Annotated in this window: 13 protein-coding genes and 3 pseudogenes; 8 read left to right on the top strand and 8 right to left on the bottom strand. The window is 61.0% G+C overall.

What is annotated here, in order from left to right:
- Positions 1-43: 43 nt before the first annotated feature.
- Complete coding sequence (gene putP, locus L6D63_RS01120; protein ID WP_121183342.1) at positions 44-1,528, bottom strand: sodium/proline symporter PutP; 1,485 nt, start codon at positions 1,526-1,528, stop codon at positions 44-46.
- A 456-nt stretch (positions 1,529-1,984) separates the two neighbouring features.
- On the opposite strand from putP, the gene putA reads away from it, so the two are divergent.
- Together putA and L6D63_RS01130 are read left to right on the top strand one after the other, a co-directional pair.
- Positions 1,985-5,938 carry a trifunctional transcriptional regulator/proline dehydrogenase/L-glutamate gamma-semialdehyde dehydrogenase gene (gene putA, locus L6D63_RS01125; RefSeq protein ID WP_047290926.1) on the top strand — a complete coding sequence of 1,318 codons (3,954 nt, stop codon included), beginning with the start codon at positions 1,985-1,987 and terminating at the stop codon, positions 5,936-5,938.
- A gap of 260 nt (positions 5,939-6,198) precedes the next feature.
- Positions 6,199-8,001 (top strand): acyl-CoA dehydrogenase, encoded by a 1,803-nt coding sequence (locus L6D63_RS01130; protein ID WP_131670946.1) that lies wholly within the window; start codon positions 6,199-6,201, stop codon positions 7,999-8,001.
- Positions 8,002-8,072: 71 nt separating this feature from the next.
- Here the strand turns inward: L6D63_RS01130 and L6D63_RS28910 are convergent, their stop codons facing one another.
- The 4 genes and pseudogenes from L6D63_RS28910 to L6D63_RS01145 form a co-directional block, all read right to left on the bottom strand.
- Positions 8,073-8,813 (bottom strand): methyl-accepting chemotaxis protein, encoded by a 741-nt coding sequence (locus L6D63_RS28910; RefSeq protein ID WP_432417105.1) that lies wholly within the window; start codon positions 8,811-8,813, stop codon positions 8,073-8,075.
- Positions 8,814-8,939: 126 nt separating this feature from the next.
- Positions 8,940-10,010, bottom strand: a pseudogene (locus tag L6D63_RS28915) (HAMP domain-containing protein); the annotation flags it as partial.
- Positions 10,011-10,109: 99 nt separating this feature from the next.
- A complete protein-coding gene (locus L6D63_RS01140) occupies positions 10,110-10,412 on the bottom strand; it encodes a cell division protein ZapA (protein ID WP_007967308.1) in 303 nt (100 codons plus the stop codon).
- Positions 10,409-10,639, bottom strand: coding sequence for a hypothetical protein (locus tag L6D63_RS01145; protein ID WP_007967306.1), 231 nt, complete (start codon positions 10,637-10,639; stop codon positions 10,409-10,411). The genes L6D63_RS01140 and L6D63_RS01145 overlap by 4 nt, the downstream gene beginning before the upstream one ends.
- Before the next feature lie 344 nt (positions 10,640-10,983).
- On the opposite strand from L6D63_RS01145, the pseudogene L6D63_RS28695 reads away from it, so the two are divergent.
- The 5 genes and pseudogenes from L6D63_RS28695 to selO form a co-directional block, all read left to right on the top strand.
- A pseudogene (locus tag L6D63_RS28695) lies at positions 10,984-11,640 on the top strand (MCP four helix bundle domain-containing protein); the annotation flags it as partial.
- A gap of 303 nt (positions 11,641-11,943) precedes the next feature.
- Positions 11,944-12,543, top strand: a pseudogene (locus L6D63_RS28700) (methyl-accepting chemotaxis protein); the annotation flags it as partial.
- Between the two features lie 201 nt (positions 12,544-12,744).
- Positions 12,745-14,487, top strand: a complete 1,743-nt coding sequence (locus L6D63_RS01155; RefSeq protein WP_041074130.1) for a potassium/proton antiporter — start codon at positions 12,745-12,747, stop codon at positions 14,485-14,487.
- A gap of 34 nt (positions 14,488-14,521) precedes the next feature.
- Complete coding sequence (mscK, locus tag L6D63_RS01160) at positions 14,522-17,875, top strand: mechanosensitive channel MscK (protein ID WP_047290922.1); 3,354 nt, start codon at positions 14,522-14,524, stop codon at positions 17,873-17,875.
- Positions 17,876-17,923: 48 nt separating this feature from the next.
- Positions 17,924-19,387: a protein adenylyltransferase SelO gene (selO, locus tag L6D63_RS01165; protein WP_131670945.1), complete on the top strand. Its 1,464-nt coding sequence runs from the start codon at positions 17,924-17,926 to the stop codon at positions 19,385-19,387.
- 6 nt (positions 19,388-19,393) lie between these two features.
- Here the strand turns inward: selO and L6D63_RS01170 are convergent, their stop codons facing one another.
- Both L6D63_RS01170 and L6D63_RS01175 read right to left on the bottom strand, forming a co-directional pair.
- Positions 19,394-19,795, bottom strand: a complete 402-nt coding sequence (locus L6D63_RS01170) for a helix-turn-helix domain-containing protein (RefSeq protein WP_047290920.1) — start codon at positions 19,793-19,795, stop codon at positions 19,394-19,396.
- Entirely contained in the window at positions 19,792-20,088 is a 297-nt protein-coding gene (locus L6D63_RS01175) for a type II toxin-antitoxin system HigB family toxin (protein WP_047290919.1), read from the bottom strand. The genes L6D63_RS01170 and L6D63_RS01175 overlap by 4 nt, the downstream gene beginning before the upstream one ends.
- Before the next feature lie 193 nt (positions 20,089-20,281).
- Here L6D63_RS01175 and trxC point away from each other — a divergent pair, with 193 nt between their 5' ends.
- Complete coding sequence (gene trxC, locus L6D63_RS01180; RefSeq protein WP_131670944.1) at positions 20,282-20,716, top strand: thioredoxin TrxC; 435 nt, start codon at positions 20,282-20,284, stop codon at positions 20,714-20,716.
- Positions 20,717-20,847: 131 nt separating this feature from the next.
- Here trxC and L6D63_RS01185 read toward each other — a convergent pair whose 3' ends face one another.
- Complete coding sequence (locus L6D63_RS01185; protein ID WP_041074859.1) at positions 20,848-21,618, bottom strand: ParA family protein; 771 nt, start codon at positions 21,616-21,618, stop codon at positions 20,848-20,850.
- Positions 21,619-21,802 lie beyond the last annotated feature (184 nt).

Consider the following 21,802-nt stretch of genomic DNA (forward strand, 5'->3'; position numbering starts at 1 on the left):
TGTAGGAAACGGGCCGTTTTTCTGTGAGCCGCAGCTCAGTGCATCACTTGTTCAGGTGGAAATCTTTTTCCGCCGCTTCGAAGCGCTGCACCATGCCTTTGGTTGGCTCGCCCATTTTGCTGACGATGTAGATCGCCAGGCTGGCGAAGATGAAGCCCGGGATGATTTCGTACAGGCCCATCACCTCGAAATGCTTCCACACCACCACGGTGATGGCGCCGACCAGGATGCCGGCCAGTGCGCCATTGCGGGTCATGTCTTTCCAGATCACCGAGATCAGCACCACTGGACCGAACGCGGCACCGAAACCGGCCCAGGCGTAGGACACCAGGCCCAGTACGCGGTTTTCCGGGTTGGCGGCCATGGCGATAGCGATCAGTGCCACCAGCAACACCATCGCGCGGCCGACCCAGACCAGTTCAACCTGGGAGGCGGATTTGCGCAGGAAGGTTTTGTAGAAGTCTTCAGTCAGGGCGCTCGAGCACACCAGCAGCTGGCAACTCAGGGTGCTCATGACCGCGGCGAGAATCGCCGACAACAGGACACCGGCGACCCACGGGTTGAAGAGGATTTTCGCCAGTTCAATGAACACCCGCTCGTGGTTCTCGGTCACCGGACCGGCTACTTCCGGGTGCGCCGAGAAGTAAGCGATGCCGAAGAAGCCCACGGCGACGGTGCCGCCCAGGCACAGGATCATCCAGGTCATGGAGATGCGACGGGCGTTGGCAATCGATTTCACCGAGTCAGCGGCCATGAAACGCGCGAGGATGTGCGGCTGACCGAAGTAACCCAGACCCCAGCCCATCAGCGAGATGATGCCGATGAAGGTGGTGCCCTTGAGCATGTCGAAGTTGCTTGGGTCCTGGGCTTCGATGGCGAGGAACGTGGTATCGACGCCGCCGGTGGCCAGCAACACGATGATCGGCGTCAGCAGCAGGGCAAAGATCATCAGCGTGGCTTGCACGGTGTCAGTCCAGCTCACCGCAAGGAAACCGCCGATAAAGGTGTAGGCAATTGTCGCCGCAGCACCGGCCCACAGCGCCGTCTCGTAGGACATGCCGAAGGTGCTTTCGAACAGACGGGCGCCAGCCACGATGCCGGACGCGCAGTAAATGGTGAAGAACACCAGAATCACCACCGCCGAGATAATCCGCAGCAGGCCGCTGTTGTCTTCGAAACGGCTGGCAAAGTAGTCCGGCAGGGTCAGCGCATCACCGTTGTGCTCGGTTTGCACGCGCAGACGGCCGGCGACGAACAGCCAGTTCAGGTAAGCGCCGATGATCAGACCGATGGCGATCCAGCTCTCGGACAGGCCGGACATGTAGATGGCGCCCGGCAAGCCCATCAACAACCAGCCGCTCATGTCGGAAGCACCGGCGGACAATGCCGTCACCACGCTGCCGAGGCTGCGACCGCCAAGAATGTAGTCAGAAAGGTTGTTGGTGGAGCGATAGGCCATGAGGCCGATCAGTACCATTGCTGCGATGTAGATCACGAACGTGATCAGTGTTGGATTGCTTACGCTCATTAAGTACGCCCTGGCTTTGTTTTTATGTAGCAGCAGTGATCAATCGTACGCAAACGACGACGTTTGGCAGACGAATCGGGATCCCGCGCATTTAGGACTGATGTTTCCCCAGGAAAGCCACCAGCCGATACACCGGATACTTCCGGTTGCACCTTGGGCGCGAATGCTATGCAACAAAGTAAAAAAGGTGCAACCAGTTTCTGGCGATTAAGTTGCACCTAGTCGGATATACCGATAAATACGCCGTTTTTGCTCCTTTTTAGCGCAGTCACGGCGCTCCGCTAGAAGTAAAAGCACCAAGCAGGAGCGGCACTTCAGTACCAGAAAATAATTCCTGACGAAGCGTTAATTTTTCCGACAAAAAAAGGGTTGCACCCGGTTGCACCTCTTTCGGCGCACGGCTAATCTTGCCGCCAGCTGATGCCACGCAACTGTGGCAACCATGAGGATAAAAATATGGCTACCACCACCCTTGGGGTCAAACTCGATGACCCGACCCGCGAGCGCCTGAAGGCTGCCGCGACCTCGATTGATCGCACACCGCACTGGCTGATCAAGCAGGCAATTTTCAATTACCTGGAAAAACTCGAGGGTGGTGCAACCCTGACCGAGCTGAACGGTTTGACCGCCAAGGACAGCGACGACGCCGGTGAAGTCCACACCGATCACGCGCACCAGTGCTTCCTCGAATTCGCTGAAAGCATCCTGCCGCAATCGGTACTGCGCGCTTCGATCACGGCCGCCTACCGTCGCCCTGAGCCGGAAGTGGTGCCGATGCTGATCGAGCAGGCGCGCCTGCCGGCTCCGATGGCCGAAGCCACCAACAAACTCGCCGCGACCATTGCGGAAAAACTGCGTAACCAGAAAAGTGCCGGCGGTCGTGCAGGCATTGTTCAGGGCCTGCTGCAGGAGTTTTCCCTGTCGTCCCAGGAAGGCGTGGCACTGATGTGCCTGGCCGAAGCGCTGCTGCGCATCCCGGACAAAGGCACTCGCGATGCACTGATCCGCGACAAGATCAGCACCGGCAACTGGCAGCCGCACCTGGGCAACAGCCCGTCGCTGTTCGTCAACGCAGCCACTTGGGGCTTGCTGCTGACCGGCAAACTGGTGTCGACCCACAACGAAGCCGGCCTGACTTCGTCGCTGAGCCGGATCATCGGCAAGAGCGGCGAGCCGATGATCCGCAAGGGCGTCGACATGGCCATGCGCCTGATGGGCGAGCAGTTCGTCACCGGCGAAACCATCGCCGAAGCACTGGCCAACGCGAGCAAGTTCGAAGCCAAGGGCTTCCGTTATTCCTACGACATGCTCGGTGAAGCGGCGCTGACCGAACACGACGCGCAGAAGTACCTGGCGTCGTACGAACAAGCCATCCACTCGATCGGCAAAGCCTCCCACGGTCGTGGGATTTATGAAGGCCCGGGCATTTCCATCAAGCTGTCGGCCCTGCACCCGCGCTACAGCCGTGCGCAGTACGAGCGCGTGATGGACGAGCTGTACCCGCGCCTGCTGTCGCTGACCCTGCTGGCCAAGCAATACGACATCGGCCTGAACATTGACGCCGAGGAAGCCGACCGCCTGGAGCTGTCGCTGGATCTGCTCGAGCGCCTGTGCTTCGAACCGCAACTGACCGGCTGGAACGGCATCGGTTTCGTGATTCAGGCTTATCAGAAGCGTTGCCCGTACGTGATCGACTACGTAATCGATCTGGCCCGTCGCAGCCGTCATCGCCTGATGATCCGCCTGGTGAAAGGCGCGTACTGGGACAGCGAAATCAAGCGCGCCCAAGTCGAAGGCCTGGAAGGCTATCCGGTCTACACCCGCAAGGTGTACACCGACGTTTCCTACATTGCCTGCGCGCGCAAACTGCTGTCGGTGCCGGAAGTCATCTACCCGCAGTTCGCCACGCACAACGCCCACACCCTGTCGGCCATTTATCACATTGCCGGTCAGAACTATTACCCGGGCCAGTACGAATTCCAGTGCCTGCACGGCATGGGCGAACCGCTCTACGAGCAGGTTGTCGGCAAAGTGTCCGAAGGCAAGCTGAACCGTCCATGCCGCGTGTATGCACCGGTCGGTACTCACGAAACCCTGCTGGCGTACCTGGTGCGTCGTCTGCTGGAAAACGGCGCCAACACCTCGTTCGTCAACCGCATCGCCGACCAGTCGATTTCGATTCAGGAACTGGTGGCCGATCCGGTGGCGCAGATCGAGCAGATGGCGACCGTGGAAGGTGGTTTTGGCCTGCCGCACCCACGCATCCCGCTGCCGCGTGACCTGTACGGCGCCGAGCGCGCCAATTCCGCCGGCATCGACATGGCCAACGAACATCGTCTGGCCTCGCTGTCCTGCGCCCTGCTCGCCACTGCGCACAACAACTGGAAAGCCGCGCCGATGCTCGGTTGCGCTTCCAGCAACGAAGCTCCAGCGCCAGTGCTGAACCCCGCGGATCACCGTGATGTGGTCGGTCACGTGCAGGAAGCTACCGTCGAAGACGTCGACAACGCGATCCAGTGCGCGCTGAATGCTGCGCCCATCTGGCAGGCCACCCCGCCAGCCGAGCGTGCGGCGATTCTGGAACGTGCCGCTGACCTGATGGAAGGCGAGATCCAGCCACTGATGGGCCTGCTGGCCCGTGAAGCCGGCAAGACCTTCGCCAACGCCATCGCCGAAGTGCGTGAAGCGGTCGATTTCCTGCGTTACTACGCGGTGCAGGCGCGCAACGATTTCAGCAATGACGCCCACCGCCCACTGGGCCCGGTGGTGTGCATCAGCCCGTGGAACTTCCCGCTGGCCATCTTCAGCGGTCAGGTCGCTGCCGCACTGGCTGCCGGTAACCCGGTACTGGCCAAACCGGCTGAGCAGACTCCGCTGGTTGCCGCGCAAGCCGTGCGTTTGCTGCTCGAAGCGGGTATTCCCGAAGGCGTGCTGCAACTGCTGCCGGGTCGCGGTGAAACCGTCGGTGCCGGTCTGGTCGGTGATGAGCGCGTCAAAGGCGTGATGTTCACCGGTTCCACCGAAGTCGCGCGCCTGCTGCAGCGCAACATCGCCGGTCGTCTCGACAGCCAGGGCCGTCCGATTCCGCTGATCGCTGAAACCGGCGGGCAGAACGCGATGATCGTTGACTCCTCGGCACTGACCGAACAAGTGGTGATCGACGTGGTGTCCTCGGCCTTCGACAGCGCCGGTCAGCGTTGCTCGGCCCTGCGCGTGCTGTGCCTGCAGGAAGATTCCGCCGACCGCGTCATCGAAATGCTCAAAGGCGCGATGGCTGAAAGCCGTCTCGGCAACCCTGAGCGCCTGTCCGTGGACATTGGCCCGGTGATTGACGCCGAAGCCAAGGCCGGTATCGACAAGCACATCCAGGCCATGCGCGACAAAGGTCGCAGCGTGTATCAGGTGGCTATCGCCGACAGTGAAGAAGTCAAACGCGGCACCTTCGTCATGCCGACCCTGATCGAGCTGGAAAGCTTCGACGAGCTGCAACGCGAGATCTTCGGCCCGGTGCTGCACGTAGTGCGCTACAAGCGCAAGGACATCGACCAGTTGATCGGCCAGATCAATGCCTCCGGTTATGGCCTGACCCTCGGCGTACACACCCGCATCGACGAGACCATCGCCAAGGTGATCGACAACGTCAACGCCGGTAACGTCTACGTCAACCGCAACATCGTCGGTGCCGTGGTCGGCGTGCAGCCATTCGGCGGCGAAGGCCTGTCGGGGACTGGCCCGAAAGCCGGTGGTCCGCTGTACCTGTACCGCTTGCTGTCGACCCGTCCTACGGACGCCATCGAACAGTCCTTCGCTCGCGGTGATGCACTCGTCGCCCCGGACGTGCGTCTGCGTGAAGCCATGAGCAAACCGCTGAACGCTTTCAAGGCCTGGGCCGAGAGCAACCAATACGCCGAACTGAGCACCCTGTGCGTGCAATACGCCGCGCAGTCGCAAAGCGGTATCACCCGCGTGCTGGCCGGCCCGACCGGCGAGAAAAACAGCTACGCGATCCTGCCGCGTGAACACGTGCTGTGCCTGGCGGACGTCGAAGGCGATCTGCTGACCCAACTGGCGGCGGTATTGGCGGTCGGCGGTTCGGCGGTATGGCCGGAATCCGACATCAGCAAGGCCTTGTTCGCACGCCTGCCGAAGGACGTTCAGGCGCGGATCAAACGGGTTGCCGACTGGCACAAGGATGAAGTGGTGTTTGATGCGGTTCTGCATCACGGTCATTCCGACCAGTTGCGTGGCGTGTGCCAGCAGATTGCCAAGCGTGCCGGTGCGATCGTTGGCGTTCAGGGCCTGTCCCAGGGCGAGACCAACATCGCGCTGGAGCGCCTGGTGATCGAGCGCGCGTTGAGCGTCAACACGGCGGCGGCGGGGGGTAATGCGAGCCTGATGACTATCGGTTAAAAACCGTTAAGCCGGGTACTGCACAGGTGCCCGGTTCAGCAGAAAAAACTGTGGGAGCTGGCTTGCCAGCGATAGCGATGTGTCAGCCACCATTAATGGTGATTGCTCCGCCGCCATCGCTGGCAAGCCAGCTCCCACAGTTGTTTTGGGGTGTTTGCAAAGTTGTTGCGGGGCTCCAACATCACGCCCATCAATCATCCTGTTCAGCCTTTATCAGCGAGCCTAGACTCGGCCCAACCCCAATTTACAGGTAGGCCGCCATGTCTGAGACGCTGCTCAGTTCCCGCAATCTGGCTTTCGAGCTGTACGAAGTCCTCGATGCCGAAGGCCTGACCCGGCGTGAGCGCTTTGCCGAGCACAACCGTGAAACGTTCGATGCGGCCATCGGCACGGCGCGCAACATCGCCGAGAAATACTTCGCACCGCACAACCGCAAGGGCGACGAGAACGAGCCGCGCTACGAAAATGGTCAGGCGGTTCTGATCCCGGAAGTGAAACCGGCGGTGGACGCATTCCTCGAGGCGGGTTTCCTCAACGCCGCGCGCAGCTTCGAAGCCGGCGGCATGCAATTGCCGACGCTGCTGTCGCAAGCGTGCTTTGCGCACTTTCAAGCGGCGAACGCGGCGACCACTTCCTACCCGTTCCTGACCATGGGCGCGGCCAACCTGATCGAAAGCTTCGGCAGCGACGAGCAGAAACAGCGCTTCCTGCAACCGATGATCGACGGCCGTTTCTTCGGCACCATGGCCCTGACCGAACCGCACGCCGGTTCGTCGCTGTCGGATATTCGTACCCGCGCCGAGCCGGCGTCTGACGGCACCTATCGCCTGAAGGGCAACAAGATCTTCATTTCCGGCGGCGATCACCCGCTGTCGGAAAACATCGTGCACATGGTCCTGGCCAAGCTGCCGGACGCGCCGCCGGGGGTGAAGGGCATTTCGCTGTTCATCGTGCCGAAGTTTCTGGTCAATGCTGACGGCAGCCTCGGTGCGCGCAACGATGTGCTGCTGGCCGGGCTGTTCCACAAGATGGGCTGGCGCGGCACCACCTCGACGGCACTGAACTTCGGCGATAACGGCCAGTGCGTCGGCTATCTGGTAGGCAAGCCGCACCATGGCCTGAGCTACATGTTCCAGATGATGAACGAAGCGCGGATCGGCGTCGGCATGGGCGCGGTGATGCTCGGTTACGCCGGCTACCTGTATTCGCTGGAATACGCCCGCGAACGCCCGCAAGGCCGGGTGCCGGACAGCAAGGATCCAACCACCGCGCCAGTGGCGATCATTCAGCACGCCGATGTCAGACGCATGCTGTTGACCCAAAAGTCCTACGTCGAAGGGGCGTTTGATCTTGGCCTGTACGCGGCGCGACTGTTCGATGACACCACAACGCTGGAGACCGAAGCCGAGCGCAAACAGGCCCATGAGTTGCTGGATCTGCTGACGCCGATCGTCAAATCCTGGCCGTCGGAGTTCTGCCTGAAGGCCAACGAATTGGCGATCCAGATTCTCGGCGGCCACGGTTACACCCGCGAATACCCGGTTGAGCAGTATTACCGCGACAACCGCCTGAACCCGATCCACGAAGGCACCCACGGCATTCAGTCGCTGGACTTGCTCGGACGCAAACTGGCGCAGAACGGCGGCGCCGGATTGAAGCAACTGATCCGCCTGATCGCCAACACCGCCGAGCGCGCGACCGCGTATGAATCGTTAACGGCATTGCGTGAGCCGCTGGAGCAACTGGTGGCGCGCCTGCAAACAGTCACCATCGGTTTGCTCACCGATCTGGCGCAGGGCAAGGTCAACAGCAGCCTGGCGAATTCGGCGCTGTACTTGAAGGTATTCGGGCACACGGTGATTGCCTGGCGCTGGCTGGAACAGGCGATCCGCGCCGAGGAAGGTCTGGCCAAAGGCAATGCGGCAGATGCTGACTTCTATCAGGGCAAGCTGCAGGCGGCGCGCTTTTTCCTGACGTGGGAAGTGCCGGGCTGTCACCATGAGCTGGCGTTGCTGGAGGCGCGGGATGATACGTGTCTGGCGATGCAGGATGCGTGGTTTTGATCCGGATTTTTTGTCGCTGCTGATGCCGTCTTCGCGGGCTTGCCCGCGAAGAGGCCCGAACTGACAACACATCAGCTCAACTTGAACCCACCCATCTGCCTTGCCAGATCATCCGCCAACCGCTGCAACATCTGACAATCCTCACGACACGCCCGCACCTCTCCGGCCGTGGCCCGGGCCAGATCGGAAATCCCCTGCACGTTGCGATTGATCTCTTCAGTCACCGCCGACTGTTCTTCTGTCGCGGTTGCCACTTGATGGTTCATGTCACTGATGCGCTCGACCTGCCCGGTAATCGCGGTCAGGGAGGCGCCGGTACGCTGGCTCGACTCAACCCCGGTGCCGGTCGCCGCCTGCCCGGTACGCATCGATGACACCGCATTCTCCGCGCCTTGCTTGAGGCTGCCGATCATCTGCTGGATCTCGTCGGTAGACGCCTGAGTCCTGCGCGCCAAGGTGCGCACTTCATCGGCCACCACGGCAAACCCACGGCCCATGTCCCCGGCCCGCGCGGCTTCGATGGCAGCGTTGAGCGCCAGCAGGTTAGTTTGCTCGGACACCCCGCGGATCACCGCCAGCACCGAATCGATCGACGCCACCTGATGCGCCAGTTCACCCACCGCGCCCGCCGCCACGCCAATCTCATCGGACATGCTTTCGATATGACGAATCGAACCGCCAACCACTTCCCGTGCCTGCAGCGCTTCATCCCGGGCGGTTTGTGAGGCGAGTGCGGCGTTGCCGGCGTTCTGCGCGATTTCCTGCACGGTCAGGCCCATCTCGTGCACCGCCGTGGCAACCATGTCGGTCATTTCCTGCTGGCGCCCGGAACGTTCGGCGGTGTTTTCCACCACCTTCGCCACTTGGCCGACCGCCGTGCGCAAGCGTTCGCTGGTGGTCAGGACTTCGCCGATCAGCCCGCGCTGACTGTCGAGGAAACGGTTGAAGCCCCGAGCCAGATCGCCCAGCTCATCGGCGCGGCTGGAATCTAACCGATGGGTCAAATCTCCACCGCCGCTACCGATCGCTACCAGCGCGGCTGTTACCTGACGAATCGGTCGCACCAGCCCTTGAGCCAGCCATACCACCAGCGCCAGGCACACCAGCGCCACCGCCAGACCGATACCGCCGCTCATCCACATCGCCTTGCGGGCTTCGGCGTAGATCTGCGCTTGCGGCACTTCGGCCACCAGCGTCCAGCCCAGATCGCGCAGCGGCAGGCTGAAGGCGAGGAAGTCTTCGCCATCGCGCTGGAACGAGCTGTTGGTGGCGACTTTTTGACCCATGACCGCTTGCGCCGCCGACGCACCGATTTGCTCCGTGAGGGTGCGCTTGCCGCTGAACTGCGCCTCGGGATGGACCTGGATCAAACCGTCGGAACGCACGAGATAGACCTTGCCGCGCTCGCCAAAGCTGAAGTTGTGGATCAGCTCCGACAGCTCTTTCATGCTCAAGCCCAGCCCGGCGACACCGACCACTTTGCCGGCCTGCTCGACCTTCAAGTCGATGAACAGCGCCAATTCTCCGGTGGCGCCATCGTTGTCGATGTTCAGGGTGCGCGGCTGGTTGCTGTCGAGGAAGGAATAGAACCAGGCATCAGCCGGTTTGGTCCGGCTGAGGGTGCGGTCCAGACCTTTTTCGGTGATGTAGTGATTGGAGTCGCTGCCGATGATCAACGCAGTGAAGGCTTTATGTTCGGCGCGGATGCCTTCCAGATACTGCGCGAAGGCTGCTGTTTTGCTACTGTCTTCACCCGAGGCCAGCCAGTCGCGCACCATGCTGTTGCTGGCGATGTCTTTGGCGGCGGTCAGCGGCTGGACGAGGATGCGTTCGATGTCGTTGCGCGTCGCTTCGATGCTCGACGGCAGCGCTTGTTCGACCAGATAGCTCTGGGCGAGGCGGTTGACCACCAGGGTATAAATGCCAACCACGATCAGGATGCTGACCAGCAGGGCGGTGCCCATGCTGAGAATCAGCTGCCATTGAATACTGCGTCGCCACAACTGCATGGAGCACCCCCAAAGAATAAGTGGCCGAAACAATGCAACAGCCGTGCCGATTGTATACAACCTGATCGACAATCTATTCTTTGGTTGTGCCCAACCCCATCAGCCCTGATTGATGGTCTTGGCGATGGTGTCGACCGTGGCGCTGACTTGCTCTTGGTAACGGTCGAGTTCCTGCTGGTGCTGCTTCTTCATTTCGATCTGCTGCGAGCACAGGTTCATCGCTGCCAGCACCAGCAAACGGTCACCGATCAGCGTCGGGTATTTGCGTTTGGTGTCGGCCAGAGCGGCCTTGAGCATCAGTGCGGCGTCCAGCAGGGTCTGTTCTTCCCCGGCCGGTGCCTTGATCGAATAGTCCTCCCCGAGAATGGAGATGACTTTTACCCCTGCGGTGCCGTGGTTCATGCGCTGACAGGACCTGCGTTGACGCGATCAACCAAGGCCTGGATGCGTGCTGCCGTGGCGCCGTGCTTCTCTTCCTGTTCCATCAGGCTCAGTTGCAGGCTTTCGTTTTCATCCTTGGCCTGGGCCAGTTCCGTCGACAGGGTCTGGTTGGTTTGCGCGAGGGTCTGGTTCTGTTGCACCAGGTCGCTGACGAGCTGTTCCAATTGGCTGAGGGATGCTTCCAACATTTTGATCTTCCAGGCGTTTTTCAAAGGGCGCGTACGATAAAGAAAAGTCACTGCGGATGCCAGGGTTATACCGGCGCAAGGCCTTGATTTTCCTGGCGGCCGACCGTTCTCGCGAGTTTAAAAGACTGTGATCTGCCAATCTGGTTCCTGCACTTCGTCGCTCAGCCCCCTATGCGACAAATACGCACAGCGCCTCAAGACTTTAGTCGTATGACCGATAAGTCATCCATACAGCAGTCTCAGCCCGCATGGATGCGGCCCTTTCTGGTATCCGCGCCATGTCCCTTCGCAATATGAATATCGCCCCCCGGGCGTTCACCGGCTTCGCCCTGATCGGCGGCCTGATGCTGATTCTCGGCGTGTTCGCCCTGAATCAGATGAGCAAAATCCGCGGCGCTGCCGAGGACATCACCAACAGCAGCGTGCCGAGCATCAAGAACCTCGACGAGTTCACGCAGCTGACCTTGCGCCTTCGGGTGCTGTCGTATCGCTTGCTGGTCAATCGCGAGCCGGACGTGCAGCAGAAGACCATGGAACTGCTGGACACCCGCAACCAGCAGATCCGCGCCGCCCAATCGGCCTATGAGCCGTTAATCAGCGGCCCGCAGGAACGCGCAGCCTACGATCAATATGTGCAGCTGCTGGGCCAGTACCGGCAGATCGAAGACCGGATGAAGAGCCTGTCGCGCAACAATCAGGTGGACGAGTTGCGCAACCTGCTCAACACCGAGTTGCTGAACAACTCCGAAGCGATGAACACCGTGCTCAACCGCCTGATGCAGATCAACGGCGAGCAGATCAGCCAGACCAATCAAGAGGCGGTCGACCAGTATTCCTCGGCGTTCAATCTGGTGGTCACCCTGCTGGTCGTGGCCACCGGCCTGACCTTCCTGTTCGCCTGGCTGCTGACCATCAGCATCACCAAGCCGATTTCCAAAGCGCTGGACGCGGCGGAAACCATCGCCGAAGGCAACCTGACCCAGCCGATCCACGTCGACGGCACCGACGAAGCCGGGCGTCTGCTGGCGGCCATGGCCAAGATGCAATCGAAGCTGCGCGACACCTTGCAGCGCATCTCCGGCTCGGCCACCCAGCTGGCTTCCGCTGCCGAAGAGCTGAACAGCGTCACCGACGAAAGCGCCCGTGGCCTGACCCAGCAGAACAACGAAATCGAGCAGGCCGCCACCGCGGTCAACGAGATGACCAGCGCCGTGGAAGAAGTCGCGCGCAATGCGGTAAGCACTTCGGAAGCCTCGAAGAACGCCACCACTTCGGCGGGCGACGGCCGTGATCTGGTACAGGAAACCGTCAGCGCCATCGAACGCATGAGCGCCGACGTGCAGAGCACTGCGACCCTGATCGGCGATCTGGCGAATGAATCCCGTGACATCGGCAAGGTGCTGGACGTGATTCGTGGTCTGGCGGATCAGACCAACCTGCTGGCCCTGAACGCGGCGATCGAAGCGGCGCGTGCCGGTGAAGCCGGGCGCGGTTTTGCCGTGGTGGCGGACGAAGTGCGTGCGCTGGCGCATCGCACCCAGCAGTCGACCAGCGAAATCGAACGCATGATCGGCAGCATCCAGAGCGGCACCGAACACGCCGTGGACTCGATGCGCAACAGCACCGAGCGCGCCGAATCGACGCTGAACATCGCGCGGGGTGCCGGGATGTCGCTGGACACCATCAATACCGCGATCGTCGAGATCAACGAGCGCAACCTGGTGATCGCCAGCGCCGCTGAAGAGCAGGCGCAAGTGGCCCGCGAAGTGGATCGCAACCTGGTGAACATCCGCGACCTGTCGGTGCAATCGGCGACAGGCGCGAATCAGACCAGTGCGGCGAGTAACGAGCTCTCGCGCCTGGCGCTGGACCTGAACAACATGGTCGGGCGGTTCAGCCTGTAACGTTTAAAAAGCAAAAAGATCGCAGCCTGCGGCAGCTCCTACATGGGATTGATTTACACCCTGTAGGAGCTGCCGCAGGCTGCGATCTTTTGATCTTGAAAAAAGCTTTTTGACAGCATCACATTTCAACAGGTTAGAATCGCTGGCACGCAGACTGCATGGTCAGTTTGTGCCCGTCTTTACGCTTCTGGAGTACTGCCTTTGAATGCGACGACCATCAACAGCCTGTTCTTGATCGGCGCGTTGCTGGTAGGTGCGAGCATTCTTGTCAGCTCACTGTCCTCCCGTCTCGGCATTCCCATTCTGGTGATCATCCTCGCGGTCGGCATGACCGCCGGGGTCGATGGCGGCGGGATCATTTTCGATAACTACCCGACGGCCTATCTGGTCGGCAACCTCGCACTGGCGGTAATCCTCCTCGACGGCGGCTTGCGCACCCGGGTTTCGAGTTTCCGCGTGGCCTTGTGGCCGGCGCTGTCACTGGCGACGGTCGGGGTGTTGATTACCACCGGGCTGACCGGCATGGCCGCCGCGTGGCTGTTCGACCTGAACCTGATTCAGGGCCTGCTGATCGGCGCCATCGTCGGCTCCACGGACGCCGCTGCGGTGTTCTCGCTGCTCGGCGGCAAAGGCCTCAACGAACGGGTGACCGCCAGCCTGGAAATCGAATCCGGCAGCAACGACCCGATGGCGGTGTTCCTCACCGTGACCCTGATCGACATGCTCGCCAGCGGCCAGACCGGCCTGCACTGGAGCCTGCTGACGCACCTGATCCGCGAGTTCGGCATCGGCGGCGTGATCGGTCTGGGCGGCGGCTGGCTGATGCTGCAACTGGTCAACCGGATCAACCTCGCCACCGGCCTGTACCCGATTCTGGTGATCGCCGGCGGTCTGGTGGTGTTCGCCCTGACCAACGCCCTGCACGGCAGCGGCTTCCTCGCGGTGTACCTGTGCGGTCTGGTGATCGGCAACCGCCCGGTGCGCAGCCGTCACGGCATCCTGCATATGCTCGACGGCATGGCCTGGCTGGCGCAGATCGGCATGTTCCTCGTGCTGGGGCTGCTGGTCACTCCGCATGACTTGCTGCCGATCGCCCTGCCCGCCCTCGGTCTGGCGCTGTGGATGATTCTGTTCGCCCGGCCGCTGTCGGTGATCGTCGGCCTGCTGCCGTTCAAGGCGTTCCATGGTCGCGAGAAAGCGTTTATTTCCTGGGTTGGTCTGCGCGGCGCGGTACCGATCATTCTCGCAGTGTTCCCGTTGATGGCCGGGCTGCCGAATGCGCAGCTGTACTTCAACCTCGCGTTTTTCATCGTGCTGGTGTCGCTGCTGGTGCAGGGCACAAGCCTGCCGTGGGTCGCCAGACTGCTCAAGGTGACAGTGCCGCCGGAGCCGGCGCCGATCTCGCGTTCGGCGCTGGAAGTGCACATCACCAGCGAGTGGGAACTGTTCGTTTACAAGCTCGGCGCCGAGAAATGGTGCATTGGTTCACCGCTGCGCGAACTGAAAATGCCCGAAGGCACACGTATCGCCGCGCTGTTTCGTGGCCAGCAACTGCTCCATCCGTCGGGTAGTACCGTGCTGGAAGTCGATGATTTGCTGTGTGTTATCGGCCATGAACACAACCTTCCAGCCCTCGGCAAACTGTTCAGCCAGGCACCGCAACGCGGTCTGGATCTGCGTTTCTTCGGTGACTTCGTCCTCGAAGGAGACGCCCAGCTTAAAGCGGTTGCAGCGCTGTACGGGTTGCCGGCCGAGGGCATTGATCCGGACATGACCCTGGGCGCATTCATTGCCCAAAAGGTTGGCGGTGCGCCGATCGTTGGCGACCAGGTGGAGTGGAACAACACCCACTGGACGGTCGCGGTCATGGACGGGAACAAGATCGGCAAAGTGGGCGTCAGATTCCCCGAAGGAAGTCGCCCGGGTCCCGGTCTCTTCCTCTAAACTGCGTCCACTCTCACTTGCTTGACCGGTCTCTATGCCTACCCTGCGCTCTTTCTTTTTCGCGGCCCTGCTGGGCCTGAGTCTTTCCGTCGGCCCGCTGTATGCCGCTGAACCGCCGTCCAGCGAAGCCGTGCAGGCCAGCCTGGACAAACTGGCCGACAGCAAACTGCCGGATGCCGACAAAAAGACCCTGCAAACGGTCCTGCAAACCACGCTCAACCAGCTCAACAGCCGGCGTGATTACGAGCAGAAGCTGATCGACCTCAAGCAGCAACTGGCCTCCGCCCCGCGGCAGACCATCGAGAACACCCGCGAACTCACGCGCCTCAAGGCCACGGCAGTGGTGCCGGTGGCGCAGCGTTTCAGCAAAGAGTCGATCCAGCAGCTGGAGCAGATCCTCACCGATCGCTCGACCCAGCAAAGTGACCTGCAAAAAGCCCTGGCCGATGCCAACAGCCTGATCATCACCGCCCAGACTCGCCCAGAGCGTGCGCAGGCAGAAATCTCTGCCAGCCAGACGCGCATCCAGCAGATCAACAACATCCTCAAGTCCGGCAAGGACAGCGGCAAGACCGTCAGTGCCGAACAACGCGATCAATTGAACGCCGAGCTCGCCGCGTTGAACGCGCTGATCCCGCTGCGCCGCCAGGAACTGGCCGGCAACAGCCAGTTGCAGGATCTGGGCAACAGTCAGCACGACCTGCTCACGGAGAAGTCCGACCGACTCGATCGCGAGATCCAGGAACTGCAGACGCTGATCAACCAGAAGCGTCTGGCACAGTCGCAGGAAACCGTCACCCAGCAATCGATCGAGGCTCAGAAGGCCGGCGGCAGCAGCCTGCTCGCCACTGAAAGCGCCGCCAACCTCAAGCTTTCCGATTACCTGCTCAAAAGCACCGACCGCCTCAACGAAGTCACCCAACAGAACCTGCAGACCAAACAGCAACTCGACAGCCTGACCCAGAGCGACTCGGCCCTCGACGAGCAGATCAACGTGCTCAAGGGCAGCCTGCTGCTGTCGAAGATTCTCTATAAGCAGAAGCAGGCGTTGCCGCGGCTCAAGGTCGACCGCGATCTGGCGGACCAGATCGCCGACATTCGCCTGTATCAGTTCGAAGTCAGTCAGCAGCGCGAACTGCTGAGCAACCCGGCGACCTACGTCGACAACCTGCTTTCCACCCAGCCGCCGGAACAAGTCACCCCGCAACTGCGCAAGAGCCTGATGGAACTGGCCAACACCCGCGCCGACCTGCTGGAACGTCTGAACCGCGAGTTGAGCGCGGTGCTCAACGAATCGATCACCCTGCAACTCAACCAGAAACAACTGCTGAGCACCGCGCAGAGCCTGCGCGCGACCCTCGACGAGCAAATGTTCTGGATCCCCAGCAACAAGCCACTGGACGCGGAATGGCTACGCGGCGTGCCGGAGCGGCTCAAGCGGCAGATCGATACCCTGCCGCTGGCCTCGAGCCTGAGCGAGCTGACCGACGGTCTGACCCAGCGTCCGCTGCTGTTCCTGCCGCTGGCCCTGCTGATCGGCGCTCTGCTGTGGCGACGCAAGGCGCTGTACGCGCGGCTGAACAAGGTTCACCAGGACATCGGCCACTTCAAGCGTGACAGCCAATGGCATACCCCGCAGGCGATCCTGATCAACATTCTGCTGGCGATGCCGGTGGCCCTTGGCCTGGCGCTGTGCGGGCTGGCCCTGCAGATCGACGCCCGCGGGCAGAACGCCAACATGGGCGCGGCGCTGCTGCAAATGGGTCAGGCGTGGCTGGTGTTCTACACCGCTTACCGGATTCTCTCGCCAGGCGGTGTGGCTGAGCTGCATTTCCGCTGGGACAAGCCGCAGGTCGAGTTCCTGCAGGGCTGGATCCGTCGCCTCGGGCTGGTGGTGATGGCGCTGGTGACCGTGGTGGCGGTGGCCGAGCTGCAACCGGCGGCGCTGGCCGACGACGTCATCGGCATGCCGGTGGTGCTGACCTGCTACGCGCTGATGGCCTGGCTGCTCAGCCGCCTGCTGATCAGCAGCCCGGCCCACGAAAACACCTCCTTGTTCCGCAAGGCCGTGGGCGTGATGTTCACTCTGTTGCCAATCGCCCTGTTCGTCGCGGTGTGCTTCGGCTACTACTACACTGCGCTGAAACTCAGCGACCGGTTGATCAACACCCTGTACCTGCTGATGTTCTGGCTGGTGATCGAAGCCACGTTCGTGCGCGGTCTGGCGGTCGCTGCACGCCGCCTGGCCTATCAGCGCGCCCTGGCCAAACGTCAGGCGGCCAAAGAGGCCGGCGACGGCGAAGCGGTGATCGAGGAGCCGACCCTGGACATCGAGAAGGTCAACGAACAGTCGCTGCGCCTGATTCGTCTGGCGCTGCTCGGTGGCTTCATCGCCGCGTTGTACTGGGTCTGGGCCGATCTGATCTCGGTGTTCTCGTACCTCGACAACATCACCCTTTACGAATACACCAGCGGCACCGGCGCCAACATGAGCATGGTGCCGATCAGCATCGGCGACATGCTCGGCGCGCTGATCATCATCGGCATCACCTTCGCCCTGGCGCGCAACCTGCCGGGTCTGCTCGAAGTGTTCGTGCTGTCGAAACTCAATCTGGCGCAGGGCAGCGCTTATGCGACCACGACGCTGCTGTCCTACGTGATCGCCGGCGTCGGTTTCGTTTCCACGCTGTCGACCCTCGGCGTCAGTTGGGACAAGTTGCAGTGGCTGGTGGCCGCGCTGTCGGTCGGTCTCGGTTTCGGTATGCAGGAGATCTTCGCCAACTTCATCTCCGGCATCATGATCCTGTTCGAACGCCCGGTGCGGATCGGTGACACCATCACCATCGGCAACCTGTCGGGCACGGTCAGCAAGATCCGCATCCGCGCCACCACCATCACCGATTTCGACCGCAAGGACATCATTGTCCCGAACAAGACGTTCATTACCGGGCAATTGATCAACTGGTCGCTGACCGACACCATCACCCGCGTCACGCTGAAACTCGGCGTGGATTACGGCTCCGACCTGGATCTGGTCAAGGAACTGCTGCTCAAGGCCGCCCGGGAAAACCCGCGCGTCCTCAAGGAACCCGAGCCGCATGTGTACTTCCTCAACTTCGGCGAAAGCACCCTCGATCACGAACTGCGTATGCACGTACGTGACCTCGGTGACCGCAACCCGGTGATCGATGAAGTGAACCGCTTCATCAACCGCGAATTCAAGAAGCAGCACATCAACATCTCGTTCCGCCAGATGGAGGTGTACCTGAAAAACCTTCATGGCCAGGAATACAAGCTGGTACCCATCGAAGACGAGAACAAAACCATCGTCCCGATCGGCGCGGAGCAAAAGCCGCTGCAAGAGCCGCCGCCGGCCAAACTCGACTAACCGGACTGATCCCAGCAGAATGCTCGGACATTCTGCTGGAGCCGGCCCTTGAAAGCCCTCGACGAACTGACCTTCGACAATCGCTTCGCCCGCCTGGGCGACGCGTTCTCCGCCCATGTGCTGCCCGAGCCGATCGACAACCCGCGTCTGGTCGTCGCCAGCCCGACGGCGCTGGCCCTGCTCGATCTCGAGCCGACGACGGCGGACACTCAGGAATTCGCCGAACTGTTCGGCGGCCACACGTTGTGGGCCGATGCCGAGCCACGGGCGATGGTCTATTCCGGGCACCAGTTTGGCGGCTACACACCGCAACTGGGTGACGGTCGCGGGCTGTTGCTCGGCGAGGTGTATAACCAGGCCGGCGAACATTGGGATCTGCATCTGAAGGGCGCCGGGCAGACGCCGTTTTCGCGCATGGGCGATGGTCGGGCGGTGCTGCGTTCATCGATCCGTGAATTTCTCGCTTCCGAAGCGCTGCACGCGCTGAACATCCCGACTTCACGCGCGGCCTGCGTGATCGGCTCCGACACTCCGGTGTGGCGTGAAAAGCAGGAACGCGCGGCGATGGTGCTGCGTCTGGCGCCGAGCCACATCCGCTTCGGCCACTTCGAATATTTCTATTACACCAAACGTCCCGAGCAGCAGAAGCAGCTCGGCGAGCATGTATTGGCGATGCACTATCCCGAATGCCTGGAGCAGCCGGAACCGTATCTGGCGATGTTCCGCGAAATTGTCGAGCGTAATGCCGAACTGATTGCCAAGTGGCAAGCCTACGGCTTCTGCCACGGGGTGATGAACACCGACAACATGTCGATCCTCGGCATCACCTTCGACTTCGGCCCGTTCGCCTTTCTTGACGATTTCGACGCCCACTTCATCTGCAACCATTCCGATGATCAGGGTCGCTACTCGTTCAGCAATCAAGTGCCGATCGGCCAGTGGAACCTCAGCGCCCTGGCCCAGGCGCTGACGCCGTTCATCAGCGTCGAAGCCCTGCGCGAAACCCTCGGCCTGTACCTGCCGCTGTTCCAGGCGCACTACCTCGACCTGATGCGCCGCCGCCTCGGCTTCACCAGCGCCGAAGATGACGACCAGAAATTGCTCGAAGACCTGCTGCAGCTGATGCAGAACAGCGGCGTCGACTACAGCTTGTTCTTCCGCCGCCTCGGCGAAGATTCAGCAGAACAGGCTGTCGCCCAATTGCGCGATGACTTCGTCGATATCAAAGGCTTCGACGCCTGGGGCGAACGCTACGTGGCACGGGTTGCCCGCGATGGCGACAGCGATCAGGAACAGCGCCGCACACGGATGCACGCGGTCAATCCGCTGTACATCCTGCGCAACTACCTGGCGCAAAAAGCCATCGATGCCGCCGAACAAGGCGACTACTCCGAGGTGCGCCGGCTGCATGCGGTGCTGAGCAAACCGTTCGACCAGCAACCGGGGATGGAGGCGTATGCCGAGCGGCCGCCGGAGTGGGGCAAGCATCTGGAGATCAGTTGTTCGTCTTGAGGCAGACTAGATGAATACGTCTACAGGCACCTTGAAGTAGTCGGCCAGCCAGCGAACTTGCCGCAAGTTCAACTTGCGCTTGCCGTTCAGAATTTCCGAAACAACAGATTGAGTACCCACACCCGGCAGGTCGCTCTGAGTCAGTCCATGTTCGCGCATCAGGTAGCCAAGGACCTCTTCGCCGCTCGCCTCGGCCATCGGATGGTGTGTGCGATCCCACTCCCCAATCCAGTCACTGATGATGTCCACCAGACTCGCGAGCGGATGCGAGCCATCATCACCAGTTATCTCAAGGATCTCGTCAACGGCCTGAACCAAGACGTCGTAATCCTCTTCATTTTTCGGTTTTCGCAGCAACGGAGAGACAAACTCCCAGTGCTCGGCAACTGTCTTGATCAAACTACTCATACCTTTCCCTCCTTCCATTTGCCCCGATCGTATTCGCGGTGGTCGAGCACATGCTTGATGTAGAGCCTTTGTGACCGATAACTGACAAAAGCGATTAGCCTCAATTTGTTGCCACCAATGTCGAAAACGTGGAGATCACCCACCTTGTCGGTGGCAGGAAATATCGACTTCATTGCCGCGAAGTCCTTTGGATAACTCCTGCTTGCCAGACGAAACCATTGCGCTAGCGCGCTTGCTGCCTGTGGCCACTGCTCCTTGGCCTCACGAATGGGTTTTTCACTGAACACATGCATGCAACATCCTTATCGCATTCTGCTATGGGGAGTTAATCACAAAACAAAATTATCGCAACTTGCGATACACCCAGGCAGACCAACGGTCTGCCTGGGTACGACTCAGCCTAGATCCAACATTGACATCCGCATGATTGAAAATATGAGCAAACGTCTCCAACTAGGATTTATCGCCCTTCACTGGACCTCGCTCATGACCACCCAATTACTGATCCCCTGCCCCGCCTGCAACGGCCTCAACCGCATCCCCGCCGAACGCCTCGCCGACCAGCCAAAATGCGGGCGCTGTAAGTCCGAGGTGCTACTGAGCAAGCCGTTCGAACTCAAGCAAGGTGACTACGCCAGCCAGATCAAGGGTGATCTGCCGTTGTTGGTGGATGTGTGGGCGGACTGGTGCGGGCCGTGCAAGTCGTTTGCGCCGGTATTCGAGCAGGCGGCGGCGCAGTTGGCGGGCAAGTGCCGGTTGGCCAAGCTCGACAGCGAAGCCAATCAGCAGTTGTCGGCGCAGTTGGGGATTCGTTCGATTCCGAGTTTGATTCTGTTCAAGAACGGCCGGGAGGTGGCGCGCCAGAGCGGGGCGTTTCCGTTGCCGCAGTTGCTGGCATGGCTGCGTAGCCAGGGCATCTGACCCTCCACAGGCCCCCATGTGGGAGCGAGCCTGCTCGCGAAGGCGCCCGTTCAGTCAACCGAGATGTTGAACGTGCGGGCCGCTTCGCGAGCAGGCTCGCTCCCACAGGAGGGTGGGGCGCCATCCGCAAATCAGTGATCTTCGAGCAGGTTGTGCAGTTCAACGAACTGCTGCGTCAGTTTGTGCCGTGGGTCGAGGTGGATCAGCGGGGTGCTGGCCTGGTGCGACTCGCGCATGCGCACCGAGCTGTTCAGATACACCGGCAGCACCGGCAAGCCCTCGGCAATCAACTCATCGAGAATCTGCTGCGGCAGGCTGGCCCGGGCCTGGAACTGGTTGACCACGATGCCTTCGACTTCCAGGCCGTCGTTGTGGTCCTCCTTCAACTCTTCGATTTCCGCCAGCAGCCCGTAAAGCGCCTGACGCGAGAAGCTGTCGCAATCGAACGGAATCAATACCCGATCGGCGGCGATCAGCGCCGACACCGCATAGAAGTTCAGCGCTGGCGGCGTATCGAGATAAATCCGGTCGTATTCGCCGTCCAGCTCATCGAGCAATTTGCGCAGCTTGTTGATCTTGTGCTTGGCCTCAAGCTTGGGCTGCAGATCGGCCAGTTCAGCGGTGGCGGTGATGATGTGCAGGTTGTCGAACGGGGTTTCGTAGATGTCGGCCTGGTTTTTCTTCGAAAACGGCCCGGAAGACAGGGTCTGTTTGAAGAAGTCGGCGATGCCCATGGGAATGTCATCGCCAGTGAGCCCGGTCAGATACTGAGTGGAGTTGGCCTGGGCATCGAGGTCGACCAACAGCGTGCGATAGCCCTCGCTGGCACTCACTGCCGCCAGATTGCAGGCAATGCTGGATTTGCCCACACCACCTTTCTGATTGAACACCACGCGCCGCATGACAAAACCTCCGTGTATCAAAGAATGACCGAGTGTAGTTGCCTGTGCGTGCGCTTCGCTACCTTCAACGACGCGGACTACAGAGTCAGGTGCAAAAATCAGCGGGCACAGAGGGCAAAAACCTGCCGTGTGCGCTGACAGGCCCGACAGACAAATCCGGCACGGTCCGGATAATGGCCAAGTG

This window comes from Pseudomonas parakoreensis (assembly GCF_021602155.1).
Lineage (GTDB): Bacteria > Pseudomonadota > Gammaproteobacteria > Pseudomonadales > Pseudomonadaceae > Aquipseudomonas > Aquipseudomonas parakoreensis.

Coding starts and splice junctions, on each gene's coding strand:
- putP (WP_121183342.1), bottom strand. CDS start 1,528: ATGAGCGTAAGCAATCCAACACTGATCACGTTCGTGATCTACATCGCA.
- putA (WP_047290926.1), top strand. CDS start 1,985: ATGGCTACCACCACCCTTGGGGTCAAACTCGATGACCCGACCCGCGAG.
- L6D63_RS01130 (WP_131670946.1), top strand. CDS start 6,199: ATGTCTGAGACGCTGCTCAGTTCCCGCAATCTGGCTTTCGAGCTGTAC.
- L6D63_RS28910 (WP_432417105.1), bottom strand. CDS start 8,813: ATGACCGACATGGTTGCCACGGCGGTGCACGAGATGGGCCTGACCGTG.
- L6D63_RS01140 (WP_007967308.1), bottom strand. CDS start 10,412: ATGAACCACGGCACCGCAGGGGTAAAAGTCATCTCCATTCTCGGGGAG.
- L6D63_RS01145 (WP_007967306.1), bottom strand. CDS start 10,639: ATGTTGGAAGCATCCCTCAGCCAATTGGAACAGCTCGTCAGCGACCTG.
- mscK (WP_047290922.1), top strand. CDS start 14,522: ATGCCTACCCTGCGCTCTTTCTTTTTCGCGGCCCTGCTGGGCCTGAGT.
- L6D63_RS01170 (WP_047290920.1), bottom strand. CDS start 19,795: ATGAGTAGTTTGATCAAGACAGTTGCCGAGCACTGGGAGTTTGTCTCT.
- L6D63_RS01175 (WP_047290919.1), bottom strand. CDS start 20,088: ATGCATGTGTTCAGTGAAAAACCCATTCGTGAGGCCAAGGAGCAGTGG.
- trxC (WP_131670944.1), top strand. CDS start 20,282: ATGACCACCCAATTACTGATCCCCTGCCCCGCCTGCAACGGCCTCAAC.
- L6D63_RS01185 (WP_041074859.1), bottom strand. CDS start 21,618: ATGCGGCGCGTGGTGTTCAATCAGAAAGGTGGTGTGGGCAAATCCAGC.